The 20831-nt window shown below is 66.0% G+C and carries 18 protein-coding genes and 2 tRNA genes; 2 read left to right on the top strand and 18 right to left on the bottom strand.

The window, feature by feature from the left end:
- Positions 1-189 precede the first annotated feature (189 nt).
- The 7 genes from ToN1_RS16240 to rnr all read right to left on the bottom strand — a co-directional run bounded on the left by ToN1_RS16240 (position 190) and on the right by rnr (position 9326).
- Positions 190-1560, bottom strand: coding sequence for a hypothetical protein (locus ToN1_RS16240; RefSeq protein ID WP_169204364.1), 1371 nt, complete (start codon positions 1558-1560; stop codon positions 190-192).
- Between the two features lie 147 nt (positions 1561-1707).
- The gene (locus ToN1_RS16235) at positions 1708-2499 is read right to left on the bottom strand and encodes an ABC transporter ATP-binding protein (protein ID WP_169204363.1); all 792 of its coding nucleotides are present in this window, start codon (positions 2497-2499) and stop codon (positions 1708-1710) included.
- 18 nt (positions 2500-2517) lie between these two features.
- On the bottom strand, positions 2518-3456 hold the full coding sequence (ntrB, locus tag ToN1_RS16230; protein ID WP_244860801.1) for a nitrate ABC transporter permease: 939 nt from the start codon (positions 3454-3456) through the stop codon (positions 2518-2520).
- A gap of 16 nt (positions 3457-3472) precedes the next feature.
- Positions 3473-4732, bottom strand: a complete 1260-nt coding sequence (locus ToN1_RS16225; protein ID WP_169204362.1) for a CmpA/NrtA family ABC transporter substrate-binding protein — start codon at positions 4730-4732, stop codon at positions 3473-3475.
- A 393-nt stretch (positions 4733-5125) separates the two neighbouring features.
- A complete protein-coding gene (locus tag ToN1_RS16220) occupies positions 5126-5701 on the bottom strand; it encodes an ANTAR domain-containing response regulator (protein ID WP_169204361.1) in 576 nt (191 codons plus the stop codon).
- Between the two features lie 45 nt (positions 5702-5746).
- A complete protein-coding gene (rlmB, locus tag ToN1_RS16215; protein WP_169204494.1) occupies positions 5747-6469 on the bottom strand; it encodes a 23S rRNA (guanosine(2251)-2'-O)-methyltransferase RlmB in 723 nt (240 codons plus the stop codon).
- Positions 6470-6545: 76 nt separating this feature from the next.
- Entirely contained in the window at positions 6546-9326 is a 2781-nt protein-coding gene (gene rnr, locus ToN1_RS16210) for a ribonuclease R (RefSeq protein WP_169204360.1), read from the bottom strand.
- 50 nt (positions 9327-9376) lie between these two features.
- Between rnr and ToN1_RS16205 the strand changes: the two genes are divergently transcribed.
- Both ToN1_RS16205 and ToN1_RS16200 read left to right on the top strand, forming a co-directional pair.
- A tRNA-Leu gene (locus ToN1_RS16205) sits at positions 9377-9461 on the top strand.
- Positions 9462-9761: 300 nt separating this feature from the next.
- Positions 9762-9846: transfer RNA gene (locus ToN1_RS16200), tRNA-Leu, on the top strand.
- A 193-nt stretch (positions 9847-10039) separates the two neighbouring features.
- Here the strand turns inward: ToN1_RS16200 and ToN1_RS16195 are convergent.
- From ToN1_RS16195 to hisS, 11 genes are all read right to left on the bottom strand, one after another.
- Positions 10040-11350: an adenylosuccinate synthase gene (locus ToN1_RS16195; RefSeq protein WP_169204359.1), complete on the bottom strand. Its 1311-nt coding sequence runs from the start codon at positions 11348-11350 to the stop codon at positions 10040-10042.
- Positions 11351-11355: 5 nt separating this feature from the next.
- On the bottom strand, positions 11356-12510 hold the full coding sequence (locus ToN1_RS16190) for an ATP phosphoribosyltransferase regulatory subunit (RefSeq protein ID WP_169204358.1): 1155 nt from the start codon (positions 12508-12510) through the stop codon (positions 11356-11358).
- A gap of 5 nt (positions 12511-12515) precedes the next feature.
- Entirely contained in the window at positions 12516-12701 is a 186-nt protein-coding gene (locus tag ToN1_RS16185) for a DUF2065 domain-containing protein (RefSeq protein ID WP_169204357.1), read from the bottom strand.
- A 4-nt stretch (positions 12702-12705) separates the two neighbouring features.
- Positions 12706-13587 carry a protease modulator HflC gene (gene hflC / locus ToN1_RS16180; RefSeq protein WP_169204356.1) on the bottom strand — a complete coding sequence of 294 codons (882 nt, stop codon included), beginning with the start codon at positions 13585-13587 and terminating at the stop codon, positions 12706-12708.
- The gene (gene hflK, locus ToN1_RS16175; protein ID WP_210147839.1) at positions 13587-14849 is read right to left on the bottom strand and encodes an FtsH protease activity modulator HflK; all 1263 of its coding nucleotides are present in this window, start codon (positions 14847-14849) and stop codon (positions 13587-13589) included. The genes hflC and hflK overlap by 1 nt, the downstream gene beginning before the upstream one ends.
- Before the next feature lie 14 nt (positions 14850-14863).
- On the bottom strand, positions 14864-16024 hold the full coding sequence (gene hflX / locus ToN1_RS16170) for a ribosome rescue GTPase HflX (RefSeq protein ID WP_169208888.1): 1161 nt from the start codon (positions 16022-16024) through the stop codon (positions 14864-14866).
- 35 nt (positions 16025-16059) lie between these two features.
- The gene (gene hfq / locus ToN1_RS16165; protein ID WP_026295813.1) at positions 16060-16305 is read right to left on the bottom strand and encodes an RNA chaperone Hfq; all 246 of its coding nucleotides are present in this window, start codon (positions 16303-16305) and stop codon (positions 16060-16062) included.
- Positions 16306-16403: 98 nt separating this feature from the next.
- Complete coding sequence (der, locus tag ToN1_RS16160; protein WP_169208887.1) at positions 16404-17732, bottom strand: ribosome biogenesis GTPase Der; 1329 nt, start codon at positions 17730-17732, stop codon at positions 16404-16406.
- A 14-nt stretch (positions 17733-17746) separates the two neighbouring features.
- On the bottom strand, positions 17747-18889 hold the full coding sequence (gene bamB, locus ToN1_RS16155) for an outer membrane protein assembly factor BamB (RefSeq protein WP_169208886.1): 1143 nt from the start codon (positions 18887-18889) through the stop codon (positions 17747-17749).
- Between the two features lie 3 nt (positions 18890-18892).
- On the bottom strand, positions 18893-19540 hold the full coding sequence (locus ToN1_RS16150) for a tetratricopeptide repeat protein (RefSeq protein WP_169208885.1): 648 nt from the start codon (positions 19538-19540) through the stop codon (positions 18893-18895).
- Positions 19527-20828, bottom strand: coding sequence for a histidine--tRNA ligase (gene hisS / locus ToN1_RS16145; RefSeq protein ID WP_169208890.1), 1302 nt, complete (start codon positions 20826-20828; stop codon positions 19527-19529). The genes ToN1_RS16150 and hisS overlap by 14 nt, the downstream gene beginning before the upstream one ends.
- Positions 20829-20831 lie beyond the last annotated feature (3 nt).

The raw sequence follows: 20831 nt of genomic DNA, 5'->3' as shown, positions 1-20831 counted from the left end.
TCAAGCACGGAAGGGAAATTGAACCGCCTGTCTGCAACGAAGGTGGGGAAGAAGTAGCCCCTGCGGCAGAATCGGTGTTCGCCCAGCCATCCGTTGCGGAGGCTCGGCACGATCGCGGCCAGCGCTACATGCTGCCGCGCGGGCAATTTCGGTCGCGGCACCCCGATCGCAGGGCGCCGCGAACCTGCCTCACTCGAAGATCACGATATCGGATGCATCCAGGTCGGCCATGCGGCCGGTCACGATGCCCAGCAGTACGGCAGACGATTCCTGCCCGTTGCCATCCGCGTCGTAATAGAGTTTGCCCGACGCCGTGTCGTAGATCAGGAAATCGTCCACGCCGGTCTCGTTCGCGCTGGCTCCGGTCAGCCCGCTGCCCTTGACAAAGTTGGTCGCGGTGAAGCCGGCAAGAGACTCGAACTCCTCGGCATCGAAGCCTAGCTTATCCACGGTGGCATCGAAGTCGTTGATGCGATGCACGGACGTCTTGACGACCTGTGTGCCGTCCTGCTTGAACACGGTCTCGCTGGGTGGCGTGAACAGCTTGTCGAACACGAAGGTGTCGCTATCCGCTCCCCCCCATACCTTGTCCGCGCCCTCACCGAGGAAGATGACGTCATCGCCGGCGCCGGTCTTGATCGTGTCGTTGCCAGAGGATTCAACGCCATCCTCGACGTAGTAGCCGTCCGGATCGATGATGTCGTCACCAGCGCCGGTGGTGATGACGTCATTTCCCTCACCGCCGATCACGACGTTGTCGCCGTCGCCGGCCTTCACGATGTCGTTGCCCGTTCCCGAAGCGATGAAATCGTCGCCGCCGCCAGCGGTGACACGGTCGTTGCCGTCGTCATCGTCGACAAGGCCGACCTCGGCGAACACTATGTTGTCGCCGTTGCCCGCATTGACGTTGTCATTGCCGGTGCCCATGTAGATGACATCGTGCCCCTCGCCCGCCTTGACCGTGTCGTTACCGGCATTACCGTCGATCACGTCGTCGCCCGTGGTGCCGACCAGCTTGTCGTTGCCTGTGGTGCCGATCAGGCCATCCCACTCGACGACCGACCACAGCAGGTTCGCGCCGTCCAGGTCATTCCACTGCCCGGGCACACCGATGCCGCCGGCGGGCGCCGGCCACTTGCCCGTGGCAATGGCGAGGAAGTCCTGCATGCTGCCGAAGTCATCCGGCTCGGCTCCGAGGCTGCCGGAGCCCCAGTTCTGGTATCCCGAGCTGACCAATGTGCCGTCCAGCCATTGCCAGCTGCCTTCGCTTTGCACGTCCGAAGCCCCGAGCCAGAGATAGCTCGCGCCTCCACCGTCCGCTGCCGTGCTTGCGCCCTTGGCGACGGAAGCCTTCAGGTTCTTCAGGATCGCGGCGTTTTCCCCAGCGGATCCGATGGTCGACAGATACGACGACACGACAAAGGGAGTGTCCTCCGCCCCCGTCAGGCGTCCGCCGTCGTTCCAGGCGAGCCCCAGCGCGTTCGCCGAGGCATCGTCCCAGCTCAGCGGGGCCGTCTCGATCTCGTAGGTATGTCCGTTGTAGTAGAAATGCATTGCCATCGCAGTTGTTCTCCGGTTCCGGGCTCCGGAGATGATAACCGCGCATCATGGCGGCGTCACCCGTACGTCGTGACACGCGCCGCACAAGCGCAGCGATGAACACGCACGTCGGCGGGAGGTCGCATCCTCCTCCCGCCGACACACCGTTCAGGCCGCGTGCTTCAGCTGCTTCTTGTAGAGGAAATCCAGCACCGCCGCGCGGCAGTGCGCGAACTCCGGCTGCTCCGCGAGCGCCAGGCGGTCGCGCGGACGATCGAGCTTCACCGCCAGGATCTCGCCGATCGCCGCTGCGGGCCCATTCGTGAGCATCACGACGCGGTCCGACAGCAGCACCGCCTCATCGACGTCGTGCGTCACCATCACCATCGTCGCCTTCGTCGCCGCGAGAATCTTCACCAGCTCGTCCTGCAGCATCGCCCGCGTCAGCGCGTCGAGCGCGCCGAAGGGCTCGTCCATCAGCAGGATGCGCGGCTCCATCGACAGCGCTCGGGCGATGCCGACCCGCTGCTTCATGCCCCCCGAGATCTCGTGCGGGAACTTCGTCTCGGCGTGCGACAGCCCGACCAGCGCCAGCGCATCCTGCGTACGCTGCTTCAGCTTCGCCTTGCCCTCCTTCGCACCGAACACGCGATCGACCGCGAGATACACATTGTCATAGCACGTGAGCCAGGGCAGCAGCGAGTGGTTCTGGAACACCACCGCACGCTCGGGGCCGGGGCCGGCGATCTCGCGCCCGTCGCACAGCATGACCCCGCTCGTCGGCCGCGTAAGCCCCGCGATCAGGTTCAGCAGCGTCGACTTGCCGCAGCCCGAGTGGCCGATCAGGCTGATGCTCTCGCCCTCGTGAATGTCCAGGCTGATCCCGCGCAGTGCCGTGAAGGGCCCGTTCTTCGTGTTGAAGGTCTGCCCGACATTCTCGATCTTTACGATCTTTTTCATGATGGTCTCCTCCACCGCTCAGCGGCTTTCGTAGTTGAAACGACGGGCAAGCAGCATCAGCGCCTGTTCGAGGATCAGGCCGACGATACCGATCACGAAGATCGCGATGATGATGTGCTCGACCTTGAGGTTGTTCCATTCGTCCCACACCCAGAAGCCGATGCCCACGCCACCGGTCAGCATCTCCGCCGCGACGATCACCAGCCAGGCCGTGCCGATCGACAGGCGGATGCCGGTCAGCATGTAGGGCAGCACCGCCGGGAACAGGATCTTCGTGAACACCTTCCACTCGGAGAGGTTCAGCACCCGCGCGACGTTGAGGTAGTCCTGCGGCACGCGCGTCACGCCCTGCGCGGTGTTGAGGATCATCGGCCAGATCGAGCAGATGAAGATCGTCCAGGTCGCCGCCGGGTCGGCGCGCTGGAACACCAGCAGGCCGATCGGCAGCCACGCGAGCGGGCTCACCGGGCGCAGCAGGCTGATGATCGGGTTCATCATCTGCGACAGCACCGCGAAACGCCCCAGCATGAAACCCGCCGGGATACCCACCAGCGCCGCGATGCCGAAGCCGATCGCCACGCGCTGCAAGGACGACAACACGTTCCAGCCGATGCCCTGGTCGTTCGGCCCGACGCGGTAGAACGGGTCGGCGAAGATCGCCACCGCCGCCTCCCAGGTCGTGCCCGGCGTCGGGATGCCGCCGCCGTTCATCGTCGCCAGATCCCACAGGCCGATCAACAGCGCGAGCCCCACCAAGGGCGGCAGCACGGCCGCGGCCAGCGCGCGCATCCAGCCGCTCAGGCGCGCGCCGTAGCCCCTACCCGGTGCCGCAGCAGGCGCATCGGCCGCCACGACCTTCACCGCCCGGCCCTTGCCGCGCGCTGCAAGCACCGCGCGCCCCCCCCTCACTTCCGCGGTCCCGGCATCATTCCGGTCCGCCACGACTGCTAGCGTCATCGCCGCGCCCTCCCGCTCATGCCCTGACCTTGAACGAACCCGCGTACTTCGCCGGTTCCTTGCCGTCCCACACCACCCCGTCAATCAACTTGTGGCTGCGCATTTCGCTCTTCGGCAGCGGCACCTTCGCCGCCGTCGCCGCCTGTCTGTAGATGTCGATACGGTTGATCTGCTTCGCCACGGCGAGGTAATCGACATTGCGGTCGAGCAGCCCCCAGCGACGGTGCTGTGTCAGAAACCACATCCCGTCGGAGAGGTAGGGGAAGTTCACCGCCCCGTCGTTGTAGAACTTCATGTAGTTCGCGTCGTCCCAGCTCCTGCCCAGGCCATTGGAATAGCGGCCGAGCATCCGCTCGAGGATCACGTCCATGTCCGTGTTGATGTAGGACTTCTGCGCCACCGTCTCAGCGGTCGTGCGGCGGTTCGGCAGCGAGGCGTCGATCCAGCGCCCGGCCTCGAGGATCGCCGCCGTCAGCGCGCGCGCCGCGTTGGGATGCTTCGCGACCCAGTCCGCGGTCGTGCCCAGCACTTTCTCCGGGTGGTCGGTCCAGATGTCCTGCGTCGTCACCGCGGTGAAGCCGATCTTGTCCATGATCGCGCGGTTGTTCCACGGCTCGCCGACGCAGAAACCGTCCATGTTACCCACCCGCATGTTCGCAACCATCTGCGGCGGCGGCACGGTGATGACCTTCACATCCTTCATCGGATTGATGTCGTGCGCCGCCAGCCAGTAGTACAGCCACATCGCGTGCGTGCCGGTCGGGAAGGTCTGCGCGAAGGTGTATTCGCCCGGCTTTGCGGTGATCAGCTTGCGCAGTCCTGCGCCGTCGGTCACCCCCTGCTCCCTGAGCTTGTTCGCGAGCGTGATCGCCTGGCCATTGTTGTTAAGGCTCATCAGCACCGCCATGTCCTTCTTCGGCCCGCCGATGCCCAGATGCACACCATACACAAGGCCGTAAAGCACGTGCGCCGCATCGAGTTCGCCGGACACCAGCTTGTCGCGCACGGCGGCCCAGCTCGCCTCCTTGCTCGGGATGATCTTGATGCCGTACTTCTCGTCGAACTTCTGCACCGCGGCCATCACCACCGACGAGCAGTCCGTCAACGGGATGAAGCCGACACGGATATCCTTCTTCTCGGGAGCATCCGAGCCCGCCGCCCACACGCCGCTGCTGACACCCAGCCCTGCCGACCCCATCATCGCCGCTCCCGAAAACGCCATCGTCCGCCGCACGAACTCCCGCCGCGACATGCCCTTGTCCTCGAATGCACTCATCTTCATCTCCCTGCAGGCCGAAAAGCGAAAACGGCGCACATCACCCGCGGCGAATCGCGAGGATTCCGCCGCAGGGATGGACGCCGTTGTCCGTAGCTTGCACGACCCCGACATTGGGGCCGGTCAATTCGTCATCGAACCGCCATTGATCCGACTCGAGACTCTCTTAGCAGGGAATGCGCCAGAGGCGCGGAAAAGCCCCGAAAGCCCTTACGCACAAAGCCTTGCACGGGCCTTGCGCCGAGGACGAACAGGTATAGGGAGAGCGCGGCGGCGCACTATTGCAGTGCACCAAGAAGGGTTTTCGCACCAAGGGTGCGCGAGGCAGGATTCAGGAAAGTGAGCCGTACGACGCAGGGCGGGATGGAAATCCGCGCTGCGCCAGGACGGGCGTCACAGCAAGTATTTCGCCATGTCGATGAGATCCTGCGCCACCACCGCCATCGGCTTCGCGCGCTCCATCGCGAGCTTGCGCAGCGCCGCGTAGGCCTCGGCCTCGTCCATACCGCGCGACTTCATCAGCAGGCCCTTTGCGCGCTCGATCAGCTTGCGCTCGGACAGCTTCTTCGTCGCCGCGGCAAGCTCGCTGCGCAAGGCCTGATGCTCCTCGAAGCTCGCCACCGCCACGTCTATCACCGGTTTCAGGCGCTGCGGGTCGAGACCGTCGACCACGTAGGTCGACACGCCCGCCTTGACCGCCGCGCGTATCGTCTCCTGGTCGCCTTCCTGCGCGAAAATGATCACCGGCCGCGGCATCTCCGCGTTCATCACCGCCAGGTTCTCGAGCGTGTCGCGCGACGGCGAATCCGTCTCGATCAGGATGACGTCCGGCCGGATCGACTCGATCTGTGCCGACAGGTCCGCAGAGGACGCCAACACCGCAGCCACCTGATGACCGGCGAGCGCGAGCCCGGCGCAGATTTCCGCCGCCCGGGCCCGGGATTCATCGATGACGAGTACGCGAAGCATGGTGGACTCCATGCAAGATTCACGCCTCGGCCAGGCGAAGCGGCGTCACCCGCCGCGCTGGCGCCGTGCCTCGAACAGGCAGATCCCGCTCGCAACCGAAACGTTGAGACTCTCGACGGTGCCGAGCATCGGGATCTTCGCCAGTTCGTCGCAGGTCTCGCGCGTCAGCCGGCGCAACCCCTCGCCTTCGGCGCCCATCACCCACGCAACCGGTCCCTTCTGGTCGATCTCGTACAGGGATTTCTCCGCCTCGCCCGCAGCCCCCACGACCCATACGCCGGCCTCCTGCATCTCGCGCAGCGCCCGCGCCAGGTTCGTCACCGTGATGTAGGGCACCGAATCGGCCGCACCGCTCGCCACCTTCACCGCGGTCGCATTGAGCCCCACCGCGCGATCCTTCGGCGCCACCACCGCGTGTGCCCCGGCCGCATCCGCGACGCGTAGGCAGGCACCCAGGTTGTGCGGGTCCTGCACACCATCGAGAACGAGGATCAACGCATTTTCTTCCAGCACGTCGAGCACGTCGGCGAGCTTGATGTCGCGGCTGCGCGCATCGACGCGCGCGATCACCCCCTGATGCCGGCGCGTGCCGACCATGCCGTCGAGCCGGTCGGACTCGGCCTGGATGATGCGCACCTTCTGCGCCTCGGCCAGCCGCAGCACGTCCTTCGAACGCGCATCAGTACGGGAGGACGACAGATACAGCTCGAACACCGCCTCCGGGTCGCGACGCAGCTTGCCCAGCACGGAATGGAAGCCGTAGATCAGGCGCGACTCCGCGCGCCCTGCGGCGGGCGACTCCGCATGGTCGCCCTGCGGCGGGCGGGAACGGTTTGTGGGTTTGTTAGCCACGGCGTTTCACTTTCCTCATAGATGCTGCAGTTTCAGCTTTCGGCTCGACCGCCTTCGCCGCCTTCGGAGCCTTCTCCGCCTTCGGAGCCTTTTCCGCCTTCGGAATCGTCTCCGCCGTCGGAGCCCTGCTCGTCTTCGGCACCTTGGCGGCCTTGGCAAGCTTGGGGGTCGTCGTTTCCTTGCTTGCCTTCTTCACGCCTGCAACCTTGATCGGGGCCGCCGGCTCGGCGGGCTGCGCGCCCTTCTTCGTCGCACCCACGACCTTCGTCGGCTTCTTCTCGACCGACTCCGACTTCGCCGTGGTCCTCCCGGTACCCTTGCCTGACGCTGTGGGCACTTCTTCGGGGGCCGCGACGACAACGGCCTTGTGCGTCGTACGTGATTTCTTCTCCGGCGCGACGGACACTTCGGGCGCCACACCGAGCTTAACCGCCGCCTTCCGGCCGCCTTTCGCCTTCGGCGCTACCGCTTCCGGAGCGGAGGTCGCCACCGCCGCCTCCGGTGCAGCCTTCGCCGAAGCGGCCTTGTCCTTCGCCGTTTTCCCCGCCCGTTCGGTCGCGCGCGGCGCGCCTTCGACCAAACGGAAATCGATCTTGGTCGTTTCCAGATCGACCCGCACGACCTGCACCCGTACGCGGTCTGACAAGCGGAAACGCGCACCCGTGCGCTCGCCGGCAAGTTCGTGGCGCGTCTCATCGAAGTGGAAATAGTCGCTGCCGAGTTCCGAAATATGGATCAGCCCCTCGATAAAAATGTCGTCGAGGGCGACGAAGAGGCCGAAGGGTACCACCGCCGACACGCTGCCGGTGAATTCGGCGCCGACCTTGTCCTGCATGTAATAGCACTTCAGCCACGCCACGACATCGCGCGTCGCATCGTCCGCGCGCCGCTCGGTCGCCGAACAGTGCAGGCCGATTTCGTCCCAGTCGCCGGCCTCGTAGGTCCGGTTCTCCAGCGCCGCCTTGATCGAGCGGTGCACCAGCAGGTCCGGATAACGGCGGATCGGCGACGTGAAGTGCGTGTAAGCCTCATACGCCAGCCCGAAGTGGCCAACATTGTCCGGGCTGTACACCGCCTGGCGGAGCGAGCGCAGCATCACCGTCTGCAACAGCTGGGCATCAGGACGGTCCTTCACCTTCTCCAGCAACTTCGCGTAGTCGCCGGCCTTCGGCTCGTCACCGCCGCCCACGCCCAGGCCGAACTCGGTGAGGAATCCGCGCAGCTTCTCGAGCTTCTCCGGCGTCGGGCCTTCATGCACGCGATACAGCGCCGGATGCTCGCGCTCCTGCAGGAATTCCGACGCGCACACGTTGGCCGCGAGCATGCATTCCTCGATCAGGCGGTGCGCGTCGTTGCGCACCTCCGCGACGATGCGCTCGATCTTGCCCTCGGCGTCGAAGATCATGCGCGTCTCAGTCGTCTCGAAATCGATCGCGCCGCGCTTCGCGCGTGCCTTCAGCAGCACGCGGAAGAGCTTGTCGAGATTCTCGAGGTAAGGCAGCAGGTCACCCACCTTGTCGCGCGCCGCCACATCCTTGTCGTACAGCGCAGCAGCCACCTGCGTGTATGTCAGGCGCGCATGCGAGAACATCACCGCCGGGTAGAAGCGGTAGGCCTTGATCTCCCCCGTCGGCCCGATGCTCATGTCGCACACCATGCACAGGCGCTCGACCTGCGGATTGAGGGAGCACAAACCGTTGCTGAGCTTCTCGGGCAGCATCGGGATCACGCGGCGCGGGAAATACACCGAGTTGCCGCGCTCCTGCGCCTCGTCGTCGAGTGCGCTGCCCGGCTGCACGTAGTGCGAGACGTCCGCGATCGCGACGATCAGGCGGTAGCCACGCCCCTGACGCTCGCAATACACCGCGTCGTCGAAGTCCTTCGCCGTTTCGCCGTCTATCGTCACGAGCGGCAGCTTGGTGATGTCCTCGCGCCCCGCCCAGTCCTTCTTGCGCACGGTCGCAGGCAATTTGCGCGTATCGGCTTTCGCCTCGGAAGAAAACTCGAACGGCAGCTCGTGCTTGCGCAGGGCGATCTCGATCTCCATGCCCGGATCCGCGTAGTTTCCGAGCACCTCGATCACGCGTCCGATCGGCTGCGCGAACTTGGTCGGCTGTTCGATCAACTCGACGGTGACAACCTGCCCAGGCTGCGCCTTCTTGCCCCCCGGCGCCACCAAAATGTCCTGCGCGATGCGCCGGTTCTCCGGCACGACCACCTGCACCCCATGCTCGTTGAGCACGCGGCCGACGATGCGCGCGTTCGCGCGCTCGAGCACCTCCACGACCTTCCCCTCGGGGCGTCCGCGCCGGTCGAGGCCCGTGACGCGGATGATCACGCGATCGCCGTGCAGCACCTCGCGCATCTCCTTCGGCCCGAGGAACACATCGGGCTGACCGTCGTCGCGGATCAGGAAGCCGAATCCGTCGGCATGCCCCGACACGCGGCCGCGGATCAGGTCCGCCTTGTTCGGCAGCAGATAGGCGTCGCGGCGGTTGCGCAACAGTTCGCCGTCGCGCTGCATCGCGCGCAGGCGCCGCTCGAACAGCCCGGCTTCGTCGCCACTCACGTCGAGTGCGACACACAGTTCCTGGAAACTCATCGGCACGCCCTGCTCGGCGAGCGTCTGTTCGACATACTCACGACTCGGCAGGGGGTGTTCGTAGCTGGCCGACTCGCGCTCGTAGAACGGGTCGGCACGGCGGATGGGACTGGGTTTGCGGGGGCTGGCAGAGGTTACCGCCGTGGTCGTTTTCCCTTTTTCTTTTTTCATTGCTTTACTCGTTGACATTCAAATTTTGGCGCTTATAATGCGCGGCTCTTGCCCAGATGGCGGAATTGGTAGACGCACTAGTTTCAGGTACTAGCGCTGCGAGGCGTGGAGGTTCGAGTCCTCTTCTGGGCACCAGTTCTACATGAAAGCCGACCTTGTGTCGGCTTTTTTGTTGCCGATCGCATGGCGACGGATGAACGAATTCGCAGGGCGGGAGCAGCGCATCCGGTCAATCCCAGGTCTTGCCCCTGCACAACCGCCGCTCGGGGGCGATTTCCCTGCCGGAACGGCTTCAGCCGCGGATGATCCGCGATAAAGTGCGACACCGCCGATTCGCGGCTGAAGCCGCGCCTATGCGACGCGACGCCCGGTCGTTCGTGCAATTGCCCGCCCCCCTTGGCCATGCGCAAACTTGCCGCTATAATGCGCGCTCTTGCCCAGATGGCGGAATTGGTAGACGCACTAGTTTCAGGTACTAGCGCCGCGAGGCGTGGAGGTTCGAGTCCTCTTCTGGGCACCAAATCCAGGCAAAAGCCGGTCGGAAGACCGGCTTTTGCTTTTTGCGCTCCCCGTCCGGAGCCGCCGCAGGCGCTGCGTTCCAGCCCACGAAAGACCGCGCTGCCCGACAACGCACCCGCCACACTCGGCAGGTGCGCCGGGCCGGTCGCTACCGGCCCCGTTTCGTTCAGCGCTTCCGTTCCGGTCAAGCCCGCTCAGGCCCCGAACGGATGGCGGCGCAGGATGGTCTCGTCGCGCTCCGGACCGGTCGAGATCACGTCGATCGGGATCTCGATGATCTCTTCGATGCGGTGCAGGTAGGCGCGCGCCTCCTGCGGCAGCGCATCCCAGCTCTGCGCACCGAAGGTCGTGCCGCTCCAGCCCGCCATCGTCTCGTAGACCGGCTCGCAACGCGTCACTTCCTCGGAGCCCATGGGCAGGAGGTCGATGCGCTGGCCGTCGAGCATGTAACCGGTACACAGCTTCAGCTCCGGCAGACCGTCGAGCACGTCGAGCTTGGTGATGCACAGCCCGGTCACGCCGTTGATGATGATCGAGCGCTTGAGCGCGGCGAGGTCGAGCCAGCCGCAGCGGCGCTTGCGCCCCGTCACGGTGCCGAACTCGCGCCCCTTGGTCGACATCTGGTGGCCCGGCAGTCCGGCCGTCTCGATATCGAGCTCGGTCGGGAAAGGACCGCCGCCGACGCGGGTGCAGTAGGCCTTGGTGATGCCCAGCACGTAGTGCAGGCGACCGGGGCCGACGCCCGACCCCGCCGCCGCCTGGCCCGCAACACAGTTGCTGGAGGTGACGAAGGGATAGGTGCCGTGGTCGATGTCGAGCAACGTGCCCTGCGCGCCTTCGAACAGCAGGTTCCCGCCGGCCTTGTTCACCGCGTACAGCTCGGCCGACACGTCGGCGACCATCGGGCGGATTTCCTCGGCGTCGGCCATCGCCTGGTCGAACACGGTCTGGAATTCCACCGCATCGGCGCCCAGGTACTGCGTCAGCACGAAATTGTGGTACTCGAGGTTGGCGCGCAGCTTCTCGGCGAAACGCTCACGGTCGAACAGGTCGTACACGCGCAGCGCACGGCGAGCGACCTTGTCCTCGTAGGTGGGGCCGATGCCCTTGCCGGTCGTGCCGATCTTGTCGGCGGCGCTCTTCGCGGCCTCGCGCGCACGATCCAACGCCGAGTGATAACCGAGGATCAGCGGGCAGCCCGGGCTGATACGCAGGCGCTCGCGCACCTTGATGCCACCGGCTTCGAGCACGCGGATCTCGGACAGCAGGTGATGTGCATCGAGCACCACGCCGTTGCCGATGTAGCAGGCCACGCCTTCGCGCACGATGCCCGAGGGCACGAGGTTGAGCTTGTATTCGTTGGCGCCGATCACCAGCGTATGGCCGGCATTGTGGCCACCCTGAAAGCGCACCACGCCCTTGGCATGATCGGTGAGCCAGTCGACGATCTTGCCCTTGCCCTCGTCGCCCCACTGGGTGCCGACAACCACTACGTTCTTTGACATTTACTTCATTCTCCCTGAAGCGCCTCGACCGTCCAGCGGCCGTCACGCCCGATCAGTTGCCGGTCGCAACCGGCCTCCTTCCAGCTTCCATCATGTCCCGGCAGGGCCGTCATCACGACCTCGCCCTGCGCGCGCAAGTGCGCGACCATTGCCTGCAATGCCTCGTCCGCGACCGCCGGCGCAAGGATGGCGCCCGGCTCCGCGGCGTCGGGCAGATGCAGCGCCAGCTCCCGCAGGTCGAGGCTGAAACCCGTCGCCGGCCTGGCGCGGCCGAATGCCTGGCCGATACGGTCGTAGCGCCCGCCCAGCGCAAGCGCCGCCGGCGACCCGCTGCCGTAAGCGGCGAAGACCACGCCGTTGTGATAGTGATAGCCGCGCAGATCGGCAAGGTCGAAACTGATCGGCAGGTCGGCGAGCGCGGCCGCGAGCGTGCTCAGATCGTCGAGCGCGGAGCGGATTGCCGGTTCGTCGGGCAGGCAGCGGCGCGCCTCGTCGAGCACCTCGGCGCCGCCATACAGGGCCGGCAAGGCCAGCAGCGCCGAGCGTGCGGGCTCGGCGACGTCCGCCAGCAGTTCACACAGGCCCGGAACGTCCTTCGCCTGCAGCAGATCGAAGAGCTCTTCCTCGCGCTCCGGCACCATCCCGGCCTGCGCCGCGAGCACGCGGAACAGGCCGACGTGTCCCAGGTCGATGCGGCTTGCAGGCACCTCGGCGAGGCGCATCACCTCGGACAGCAGCCGCACGATCTCGATGTCGGCGTCGATGCCGGCATGGCCGTACAGCTCGGCGCCAAGCTGCAGGGGCTCGCGCGTGGCGGTAAGGGTGGACGGCAGCGCGTGCAGCACGCTGCCGCAGTAGCACAGGCGCGACACGCCCTTGCGGTTCAGCAGGTGGGCGTCGATGCGCGCGACCTGCGGCGTCATGTCGGCGCGTACGCCCATCGTCTTGCCCGAGAGCTGGTCGACGAGCTTGAAGGTGCGGAGCTTGAGATCCTGGCCAGCGCCGGTCGTCAGCGAATCGAGGTATTCGAGCAGCGGCGGCACCACGAGCTGATAGCCGTGGCTGCGGAAGGCGTCCAGCAGGCGCCGACGCAGGCGCTCGAGTTTTTCGGCTTCGGACGGCAACGCGTCCTGGATGTGATCGGGAAGTACCCAGCGCATGATATTCACGAGAACACGACGAGCAGCGCGACACCGATCAGCATCGAGGTAAGTCCGATGAAACGGATCTGACCGTCTGCCATCTGCGCGAGCCGCAAAAAAGTTTCGCGCCAGGCGGCTGGCGCGATAAAGGGCAGGATGCCTTCGATCACCAGCATCAGTGCGAAGGCCATCAGCAGCTTGTTGCTCATGAGCTCAGTTCTTCTTGCCCCCGCCGGAATCCTTCATGAACCTGAAGAACTCGGAGCTCGGATCAACGACCATCACGTCGTTCTTGGTAGCGAAGCTTTCGCGGTACGCCTCCAAGCTGCGGTAGAAGGAATAGAACTCGGCGTTCTGACCATAGGCCTGCGCATACGTCGCGGTAGCCTTGGCGTCGCCCGCACCCTTGAGCTGCTGCGCCTCGCGGTAGGCTTCCGCGATGATCACCTCGCGCTGGCGGTCGGCGTCGGCGCGGATCTTCTCGGCGATCGCACCACCCTCGGAACGCAGCTCGTTGGCGACGCGCTTGCGCTCGGCCTCCATGCGGCGATACACGGACTCGGACACTTCGAGCGGCAGATCGACGCGCTTCAGGCGCACGTCGAGGATCTGCACGCCGATCTTGCGCGCGTCCTGGTCGGCGCGGGTACGCATGTCTTCCATGATCTTGTCGCGGGCGCCGGACACCACGTCATGTACGGTGCGGCGACCGAATTCCTCGCGCAGCCCCGCATTCACGGTCTGCAGCAGGCGGGTGCGCGCGCGTGCCTCGTCGCCCGCCACGGAGACGTAGTAGAGCTGAGGATCGACGATGCGCCACTTGACGAAGTGGTCGACCAGCACGTTCTTCTTCTCCGCCGTTATGAAACGCTCGGGTTCCGGCGTGTCCATCGTCAGGATGCGGCGATCGAAGTAGCGAACGTTCTGGATCATGGGCCACTTGAAGTTCAGGCCCGGCTTGTCGATCACTTCCTTGACCTCGCCGAGCTGGAACACCACGGCGAACTGCCGCTGGTCGACGGTGAACAGCGTCATCGACGCGAGAGCCGCGAGCAGCAGCAGCGCGCCGGCGAAAATCGGCATCTTGTCACGCATCAGCGCTCTCCCCGTTCACGGTCGCGCGCCATCAGGTCGCGGCTGCGTGATTCCATCGAACTGTCGGCCCGCGCTGAGGGTGCCGGAGCCGCAGCACTCGGCGCCGATGCCGGATTCGCCTCGTGCGCGCCCTGGTTTCCGGCTGCCTGCATCAGCTTGTCGAGCGGCATGAACAGCAAGTTGCCGTTGCCCTTGGCGTCGACCATGACCTTGCTGGTCTTCGACATGACCTGCTGCATCGTTTCGAGATACAGACGCTCGCGCGTCACTTCGGGAGCACGACGGTACTCGGTCAGAATCTGGGTGAAACGGCTCGCGTCGCCTTCGGCGTTCGCGATCACGCGGGACTGGTAGGCGTTGGCCTCCTCGATGAGTCGCGAGGCCGTGCCGCGCGCACGCGGGATCACGTCGTTGGCGTAGGCTTCACCCTCGTTGCGCAGGCGTTCTCGGTCCTGCCCCGCCTTCACCGCATCGTCGAAGGCGGCCTGCACCTGCTCGGGCGGCTGGGCGTTCTGCATCGTCACGCGGCTGATCTGGATGCCCGTGTCGTAGCGGTCGAGGATTTTCTGGATCGTCTCGTGTGCGCTCGCTGCCATCTGCTCGCGGCCCTCGTAGAGCACGAAGTCCATCTTGCTCTTGCCGACGATCTCGCGCATCGCGGACTCTGCCGCGTGCATCACGGACTCATCCGGGTAGCGGTTGTTGAAGAGGTACTTCTCCGGGCTCATCAGTACGTACTGCACCGCGAACTGGATGTTGATGATGTTCTCGTCGTCGGTGAGCATCAGCGCTTCGCGCAGCACCTTATTGCGCTCGGAACCGCGATAACCGACCTCGACGGTGCGCACGCCGGTCAGGTCGACCACGTCGCTCGTTTCGATCGGATAGGGCAGGCGCCAGCGCAGGCCCGGCTCGGTTGTCTCGACATAGCTGCCGAAGCGCAGGACGACGCCGCGCTGGTTGGCATCGACGATGTAGAAGCCGCTCGCGAGCCAGATGACGGCGACGAGGCCCAGCAGCGCGCCGATGCCGCCGCCGAACTGCCGGAACGACAGCTGCGGGAATTGCGGCCCGCCACCGTCCCCGCCACCACCGCCGCGCGGCCCGCGCTTGCCGCCGAGCATCCCCGACAGCCGCTGGTTGAAGTCGCGCCACAGGTCCTCGAGGTCGGGCGGCCCCTGGTTGCCACCGCGCCTGTCGTCGCCGCGCTTGTCGTCGCCATTCCCCTGGTTGTTACCCCAGCGTGGATCGTTGAGAGACATTAGAACGCCTGTAATCACGTTTGAATTGGGTCTTTATCGGTGAAATGCGGCCCGATCCCGACGGGATCGGCCGACGCGTCCGTCGCTGCATCGCGCGCTGCCTCGGCAAGGGCCTCGCGCAACAGCCCGAGCCCTTCGCCAGTCCTGGCGCTCAGAAAAACGCGCACGATCTTACCATACTCGTCCCGCTGAACCCCGTGCTCGGCGCGGGTCAGGTCGATCTTGTTCATGACCATGATCTGCGGCACGGCACCTGCACCGATCTCGGCGAGCACCCCGTTGACGGCCTCGATCTGCGCCTCACGGTCCTCGCTCGCGGAGTCTACGACATGCAGCAGCAGATCCGCGTTCGCCGTTTCCTCGAGCGTTGCATGGAAGGCAGCGACCAGCGCGTGCGGCAGGTCACGGATGAAGCCCACGGTGTCGGAGAGCACGACATTGCTCCCCTCGCCCACATAGAGCCGGCGCGAGGTCGTGTCCAGGGTCGCGAAGAGCTGGTCGGCCGCATACGCCCCGGCCTTCGTCAGCGAATTGAACAGCGTCGACTTGCCGGCATTGGTGTAACCGACGAGCGACACCGACAGCACATTGTGCGCTTCGCGCCCGCGGCGGCGCACGCGGCGCTGCTTCTCGATCTGCGCGAGACGCTCCTTGAGCACCTTGACGCGCTTTCCTAGCAGCCGGCGGTCAGTCTCGAGCTGGGTTTCGCCCGGACCGCGCAGGCCGATACCGCCCTTCTGCCGCTCGAGGTGGGTCCAGCCGCGCACGAGGCGGGTCGAAAGGTGGTCGAGCTGTGCGAGCTCGACCTGCAGCTTGCCCTCGTGGCTGCGCGCACGCTGCGCGAAGATGTCGAGGATCAGCGCCGTGCGATCGACGACGCGGCACTGCAAGCTGCGCTCGAGATTGCGCTGCTGCGCGGGCGACAGCGCGTGGTTGAAGATGACGAAATCGGCATCATGGACACGCAGTGTCTCGGCGATCTCGTCGACCTTGCCGCGTCCGGCGAAAAGCGCCGGATCGGGCCGCGCGCGGCGGCCGCCGATGACCGCCTCGACGCTCGCGCCGGCACTGAGCGCAAGCAGCTTGAGTTCGGAAAGGCGCTCGTCCAGCGCGCCCTGGTTCAGGTCGAGCTGGACAAGTACCGCGCGCTCACCGGCATCGGGGCGCTCAAACATGGAGGAACTTGGCGTCCATGGGGCGCCCGCGGGAATCAGCTATTGCCGTCACCCGAGTCCTGTTGCTGGATGTTGACCGGACGTGCGGGCACGACGGTCGAGATCGCGTGCTTGTACACCATCTGGGTGACGGTGTTCTTCAGCAGCACGACGTACTGATCGAAGGATTCAATCTGGCCTTGCAGCTTGATGCCGTTGACCAGATAGATGGCCACGGGGACATGCTCCCTGCGCAGGGTGTTCAGGAACGGGTCTTGTAGAAGTTGCCCTTTGTTGCTCATTTTCAAACCTCGAGGCTGCGTTTTATTGTGAATGTAAAGGATTTCATGTTGCACTGCCACATTCGTACAAACAATCGATCCCGGTGCGGAGTTGGAAACTAATCTTTCCCGATATACGGATTGTGCGAGGTGCGGAATTGTATCCGCAAGGGCGTGCCCTGCAATTTGAACGCTTCCATGAAGGTGCGTTCCAGAAACCGTACGTAGGACGCGGGCACCTGATCCAGGGCCGCGCCGTGGATCACCACGACCGGCGGGTTGTTGCCGCCCTGGTGGGCGTAGCGCATCTTCGGGCGGAACATGCCGCTGCGCGGCGGCGCCTGCTTCGCCAGCGCGGCCTGGAGCGTGCGGGTCAGGCGCGGGGTGGACAGATTCACCATTGCCGCTGCATAGGCGGAATCGACCGACTTCATGACCGCCACGACACCTGCGCCCTTGAGGGCGGAGATGTAATGGAAACGCGCGAAGGACAGGAAGCCCAGTTTGTGCTCGATGGCCCGCTTGATCAGTTCGCGGCGGTAGTCGTCAACGCTGTCCCACTTGTTCACCGCGACGACCAGGGCGCGGCCCGAATCGAGGATGAAGCCTGCGATGTGGGCATCCTGGTCGGAGATGTCCTGCGACGCGTCGAGCACCAGCACGACGACGTTGCACTGCTCGATGGCCTGCAGTGTCTTGATGACGGAGAACTTCTCGATGGCCTCGAAGATCTTGCCGCGGCGGCGCAGGCCAGCGGTATCGATCAGCGTGTAGTTGCGGCCGTCGCGCTCGAACGGGATCGCGATGGCGTCGCGCGTGGTGCCCGGCATGTCGAAGGCGATGACACGCTCCTCGCCGAGCAGGCTATTCACGAGCGTCGACTTGCCGACGTTCGGACGACCGACGATGGCAATGCGCGGGCCGCGGTCCTCGGCCTCTTCCGGCTCCTCGTCGAGCGGGAAGTCGCCGAGCACGAAATCGATGAGCAGCTTGACGCCGTCACCGTGGGCGGCCGACACCGGCAGCGGCGCGCCCAGGCCCAGTGCGTGGAAGTCGGCGGCAACGATGCTGCGCTCCATGCCTTCGGCCTTGTTCACGACCAGGTGCACGGGACGCCCGGCGCGGCGCAGGCGCGCAGCGATCTGTTCGTCGTGCGGGGTGAGACCGGCGCGGCCGTCGACGAGGAACAGCAGCACGTCGGCTTCGGCGATCGCCTGTTCGGCCTGGCGGGCCATCTCGTGCATGATGCCGGCCTTGGCGACGGGATCGAAACCGGCCGTATCGACGACGAGGTAATCGCGATCGCCGACGCGGCCGATCCCGTAGTGACGGTCGCGGGTGAGGCCGGGCTGGTCGGCGACGAGGGCGTCGCGCGTGCGCGTGAGCCGGTTGAACAGCGTCGATTTACCGACGTTGGGGCGACCGACGAGGACGATGGTGGGTTTCAAGCGCTCATTCCCGCTCAGCGGGCCTCATACACGTGGATGCCGCCATCGCTCGTCTGGACGACAAAGCCGCCACTGCCGAAACGGCGCATGTCGGCGGTTACGGAGCTGCTGTCGGCGCGCGCGCGTGCCGCGAAGGTGCCGTCGGCGCGCTTGAGCAGGTGGATGTAGCCTTCGAAATCGCCGACCGCGACGTAGTCGCCGACGATCAGCGGACGCGAGAGGCCGCGGCGCGGAAGGGCACTCTGCTTCCACACGTTGGCTCCGCTCGAGCCGTCGAGCGCCTGGACCGCGTCGCTGTCGTCGGTGATCACGACGAGGCGGCTGTCGCGATCCATGCCGACGCTGCTGGAGACCTCGCGCGACCACAGGGCATTGCCATTGCTGGCGTCGAAGCACGCGGCACGCCCCTGGTAGGTGACCGCACACAACTCCTTGCGCCCGATCACCGGGGTGCCGGCGACGTCGGCGACACGTTCCAGCTCGGTTGCGCCCTTGGGCGTGGCGACGGTGAGCTCCCACAGCTGGCCGCCGTTGGCGAGGCTCACCGCGACGAGCTTGCCGCCGGGGTAGCCGGCCACCGCCGCCGGCCCTTCCAGCGTGACGCCGGCGAAACTGCGCAGCGACAGCGGCGGCGTCGCACGCTGGAACACCCAGCGGCGGGCGCCGGTATTGGCATCGAGGCCGATCAGTCGGCTGTCGGAGGCACGCACGACGACGATGGCGTCACCGACCGCGGGGGCGGCGAGCACCTCGGCGCCGATCGCGGCCCGCCAGCGCTCGGCACCGTTCGCGGCATCGAGCGCAACGATCTCGCCGCCGGTGGTGGCGACGACAGCGAGTTTGCCGTTGCTGCCGACACCTGCGGACAGGCGCTTGGCGGCGTTAACGGACCACACCGCCTTTCCGTCCTTGAAGCGCGCCACGGCGCCGTCGTGGGCGGCGGCATAGACATCTTCACCGACCACTGCCGGCTGGAACACATAGGGCCCAGCCTTGCCGATGCGCGCCTGCCACAGGGGGCGCAATTCGGCGGTGGCCTTGAAGTCGGGCAGCTTGGCCGGCTTCGGTCCCGATTCGGCGAAGGGGTTGAGGGATGAGCAGCCGGCGAGCAGCGCCAGCGAGGCCGCAAGGGCGAACGCGGTGAACGGTCGCTTCATCGCTCAGCTCTCCAAGGCCTGCTGCTTGACGCGAATGACTTCGCGCAGGGTTTCGCCGCCGTCGCCAGCGTCCGCGGCCAGCGCATCGAGCGCGGCCTGGTAGGCGCTGCGTGCCTCGGCAGGTTTGCCGCTGGCCGCCAGCACGTCGCCGCGCAAATCTTCGAAACGCGCCTTCAGGGCCGGCGCCGGCGCGTTCGCGAGCTGAGCAAGCGCCTGGTCGAACGCGCCCTCGTCGAGCAGCAGTGCAGCCAGTCGCAGGCGGGCGATGTCCTTCAGCGCGGAATCGCTGCCCTTGGCGAGCAGCCATTCAAGCTGGGCGCGCGCGCTCTTCGCATCACCCTTCTCGACCTGCATGCCAGCGGAGGCGAGCGCCCCCATTTCCGCATAGGCGGTCGAGGGGAATTTCTCGATGAGCTGGCCGGCGGCATCGCGCGTCTTCTGCGCGTCGCCTTTGATCATCGCCTGCTCGAGCGCAAAGTACAGCGCTCCGGCTTCACCGGCCTGGCGGTTCTTGTAGTACTGCAGGCCCTGCCAGCCGACCGAGGCCAGCGCGGCAGCCACTGCGATCGCAGTCACGAAATTACCGTAGCGGGCCCACCAGGCCTTCAGCTCGGAAATCTGTTCCTGCTCTTCGAGGTCATACACTGCCATCGTTTTCCTCTTCTTCTTGAGTAAATAGGCACCCGGCGACCGCGTCGCCAAGGACTTCGAGTGCGACCCGCTGCTGGCCGCCGGGGCCGCGCAAGGGCTTGAGGCCGACCTCGCCCGCCGCGGCTTCGTCGTCGCCGATGACGACGGCGAGCTGGGCGCCGCTGGCATCGGCCTTCTTCATCTGCGACTTGAAGCTGCCGCCGCCGCAGTGCGTGAGCACCGCGAATCCGTAACCGCGCAGCGCCTCGGCAGCGCGGAAGGCGAGGCGCTGGGCCTGGTCGCCGAAATGCACGACATAGACGTCGGGCAGCGCACGCTCGATCTCGCCGCCCCCTTCGCGCCACAGCGCCAGCAGACGCTCGACGCCCATCGCAAAACCGGCCGCCGGGGCGGGCTTGCCGCCGAGCTGCTCGATCAGGCCGTCGTAGCGGCCGCCCGCGCAGACCGTGCCCTGCGCCCCGAGCCGCGTCGTGACCCATTCGAACACGGTGCGGTTGTAGTAGTCGAGGCCGCGCACGAGGCGCGGGTTGATGCGATAGGGTATGCCGGCATCCTTGAGGAGGGCCTGCACACCGTCGAAGTGCTTGAGCGATTCCTCACCGAGGAAGTCGATCAGCCGCGGGGCCGCCTCGACGAGCTCCTGCAGGTCGGGGTTCTTGGTGTCGAGGATGCGCAGCGGGTTGGTGTGCAGGCGGCGCTTGCCGTCCTCGTCGAGACGCTCCTGGTGCGCGGACAGGTAGGCGATCAGCTCGGCGCGGTGGCGCGCGCGCTCCTCGCTCGAACCGAGCGAGTTGAGCTCGAGCCGGACGTCCTCGAGCCCGAGGTCGTCCCACAGGCGCGCGCACATCAGGATGTGCTCGGCATCGACGTCGGGTCCCTCGAAGCCCAACGCCTCGACACCGATCTGGTGGAACTGGCGGTAGCGGCCCTTCTGCGGACGCTCGTGGCGGAACATCGGCCCGTGGTAATAAAGGCGCTGGGCGCCGGTGGCGAGCATCTTGTGCTGGATCGCGGCACGCACGCAGGAGGCCGTGCCCTCGGGGCGCAGCGTGAGGTGCTCGCCGTTGAGCGCGTCCTCGAAGGAGTACATCTCCTTCTCGACGATGTCGGTCACTTCACCGATCGCGCGCTTGAACAGCGGCGTCGGTTCGACGATGGGCATGCGGATGGGGCGGTATCCGTAGCTGCGCAGCCAGTCGCGCACGATGTCTTCGAAATGTTCCCAGGCTTCGGCGTCGTCGGGCAGGATGTCGTTCATCCCGCGCACGGCCTGAAGGGTCTGCATCACAGG

Origin of the sequence: Aromatoleum petrolei, assembly GCF_017894385.1 — a bacterium.
In the GTDB taxonomy this organism is placed as follows: domain Bacteria; phylum Pseudomonadota; class Gammaproteobacteria; order Burkholderiales; family Rhodocyclaceae; genus Aromatoleum; species Aromatoleum petrolei.
Note: the sequence above shows the minus strand (reverse complement) of the source record. Positions and strands in the feature narration are given on the sequence as shown.

Excerpts from the sequence above, each read along its gene's own strand:
- ToN1_RS16225 (WP_169204362.1), bottom strand. The coding sequence starts at position 4,732 with ATGAGTGCATTCGAGGACAAGGGCATGTCGCGGCGGGAGTTCGTGCGG.
- ntrB (WP_244860801.1), bottom strand. The coding sequence starts at position 3,456 with ATGACGCTAGCAGTCGTGGCGGACCGGAATGATGCCGGGACCGCGGAA.
- ToN1_RS16240 (WP_169204364.1), bottom strand. The coding sequence starts at position 1,560 with ATGGCAATGCATTTCTACTACAACGGACATACCTACGAGATCGAGACG.
- bamB (WP_169208886.1), bottom strand. The coding sequence starts at position 18,889 with ATGAAGCGACCGTTCACCGCGTTCGCCCTTGCGGCCTCGCTGGCGCTG.
- hfq (WP_026295813.1), bottom strand. The coding sequence starts at position 16,305 with ATGAGCAACAAAGGGCAACTTCTACAAGACCCGTTCCTGAACACCCTG.
- ToN1_RS16220 (WP_169204361.1), bottom strand. The coding sequence starts at position 5,701 with ATGCTTCGCGTACTCGTCATCGATGAATCCCGGGCCCGGGCGGCGGAA.
- ToN1_RS16195 (WP_169204359.1), bottom strand. The coding sequence starts at position 11,350 with ATGTCAAAGAACGTAGTGGTTGTCGGCACCCAGTGGGGCGACGAGGGC.
- hflC (WP_169204356.1), bottom strand. The coding sequence starts at position 13,587 with ATGCGTGACAAGATGCCGATTTTCGCCGGCGCGCTGCTGCTGCTCGCG.
- hflK (WP_210147839.1), bottom strand. The coding sequence starts at position 14,849 with ATGTCTCTCAACGATCCACGCTGGGGTAACAACCAGGGGAATGGCGAC.
- ToN1_RS16235 (WP_169204363.1), bottom strand. The coding sequence starts at position 2,499 with ATGAAAAAGATCGTAAAGATCGAGAATGTCGGGCAGACCTTCAACACG.
- ToN1_RS16190 (WP_169204358.1), bottom strand. The coding sequence starts at position 12,510 with ATGCGCTGGGTACTTCCCGATCACATCCAGGACGCGTTGCCGTCCGAA.
- hflX (WP_169208888.1), bottom strand. The coding sequence starts at position 16,024 with ATGTTTGAGCGCCCCGATGCCGGTGAGCGCGCGGTACTTGTCCAGCTC.
- ToN1_RS16150 (WP_169208885.1), bottom strand. The coding sequence starts at position 19,540 with ATGGCAGTGTATGACCTCGAAGAGCAGGAACAGATTTCCGAGCTGAAG.
- ToN1_RS16185 (WP_169204357.1), bottom strand. The coding sequence starts at position 12,701 with ATGAGCAACAAGCTGCTGATGGCCTTCGCACTGATGCTGGTGATCGAA.
- rnr (WP_169204360.1), bottom strand. The coding sequence starts at position 9,326 with ATGAAAAAAGAAAAAGGGAAAACGACCACGGCGGTAACCTCTGCCAGC.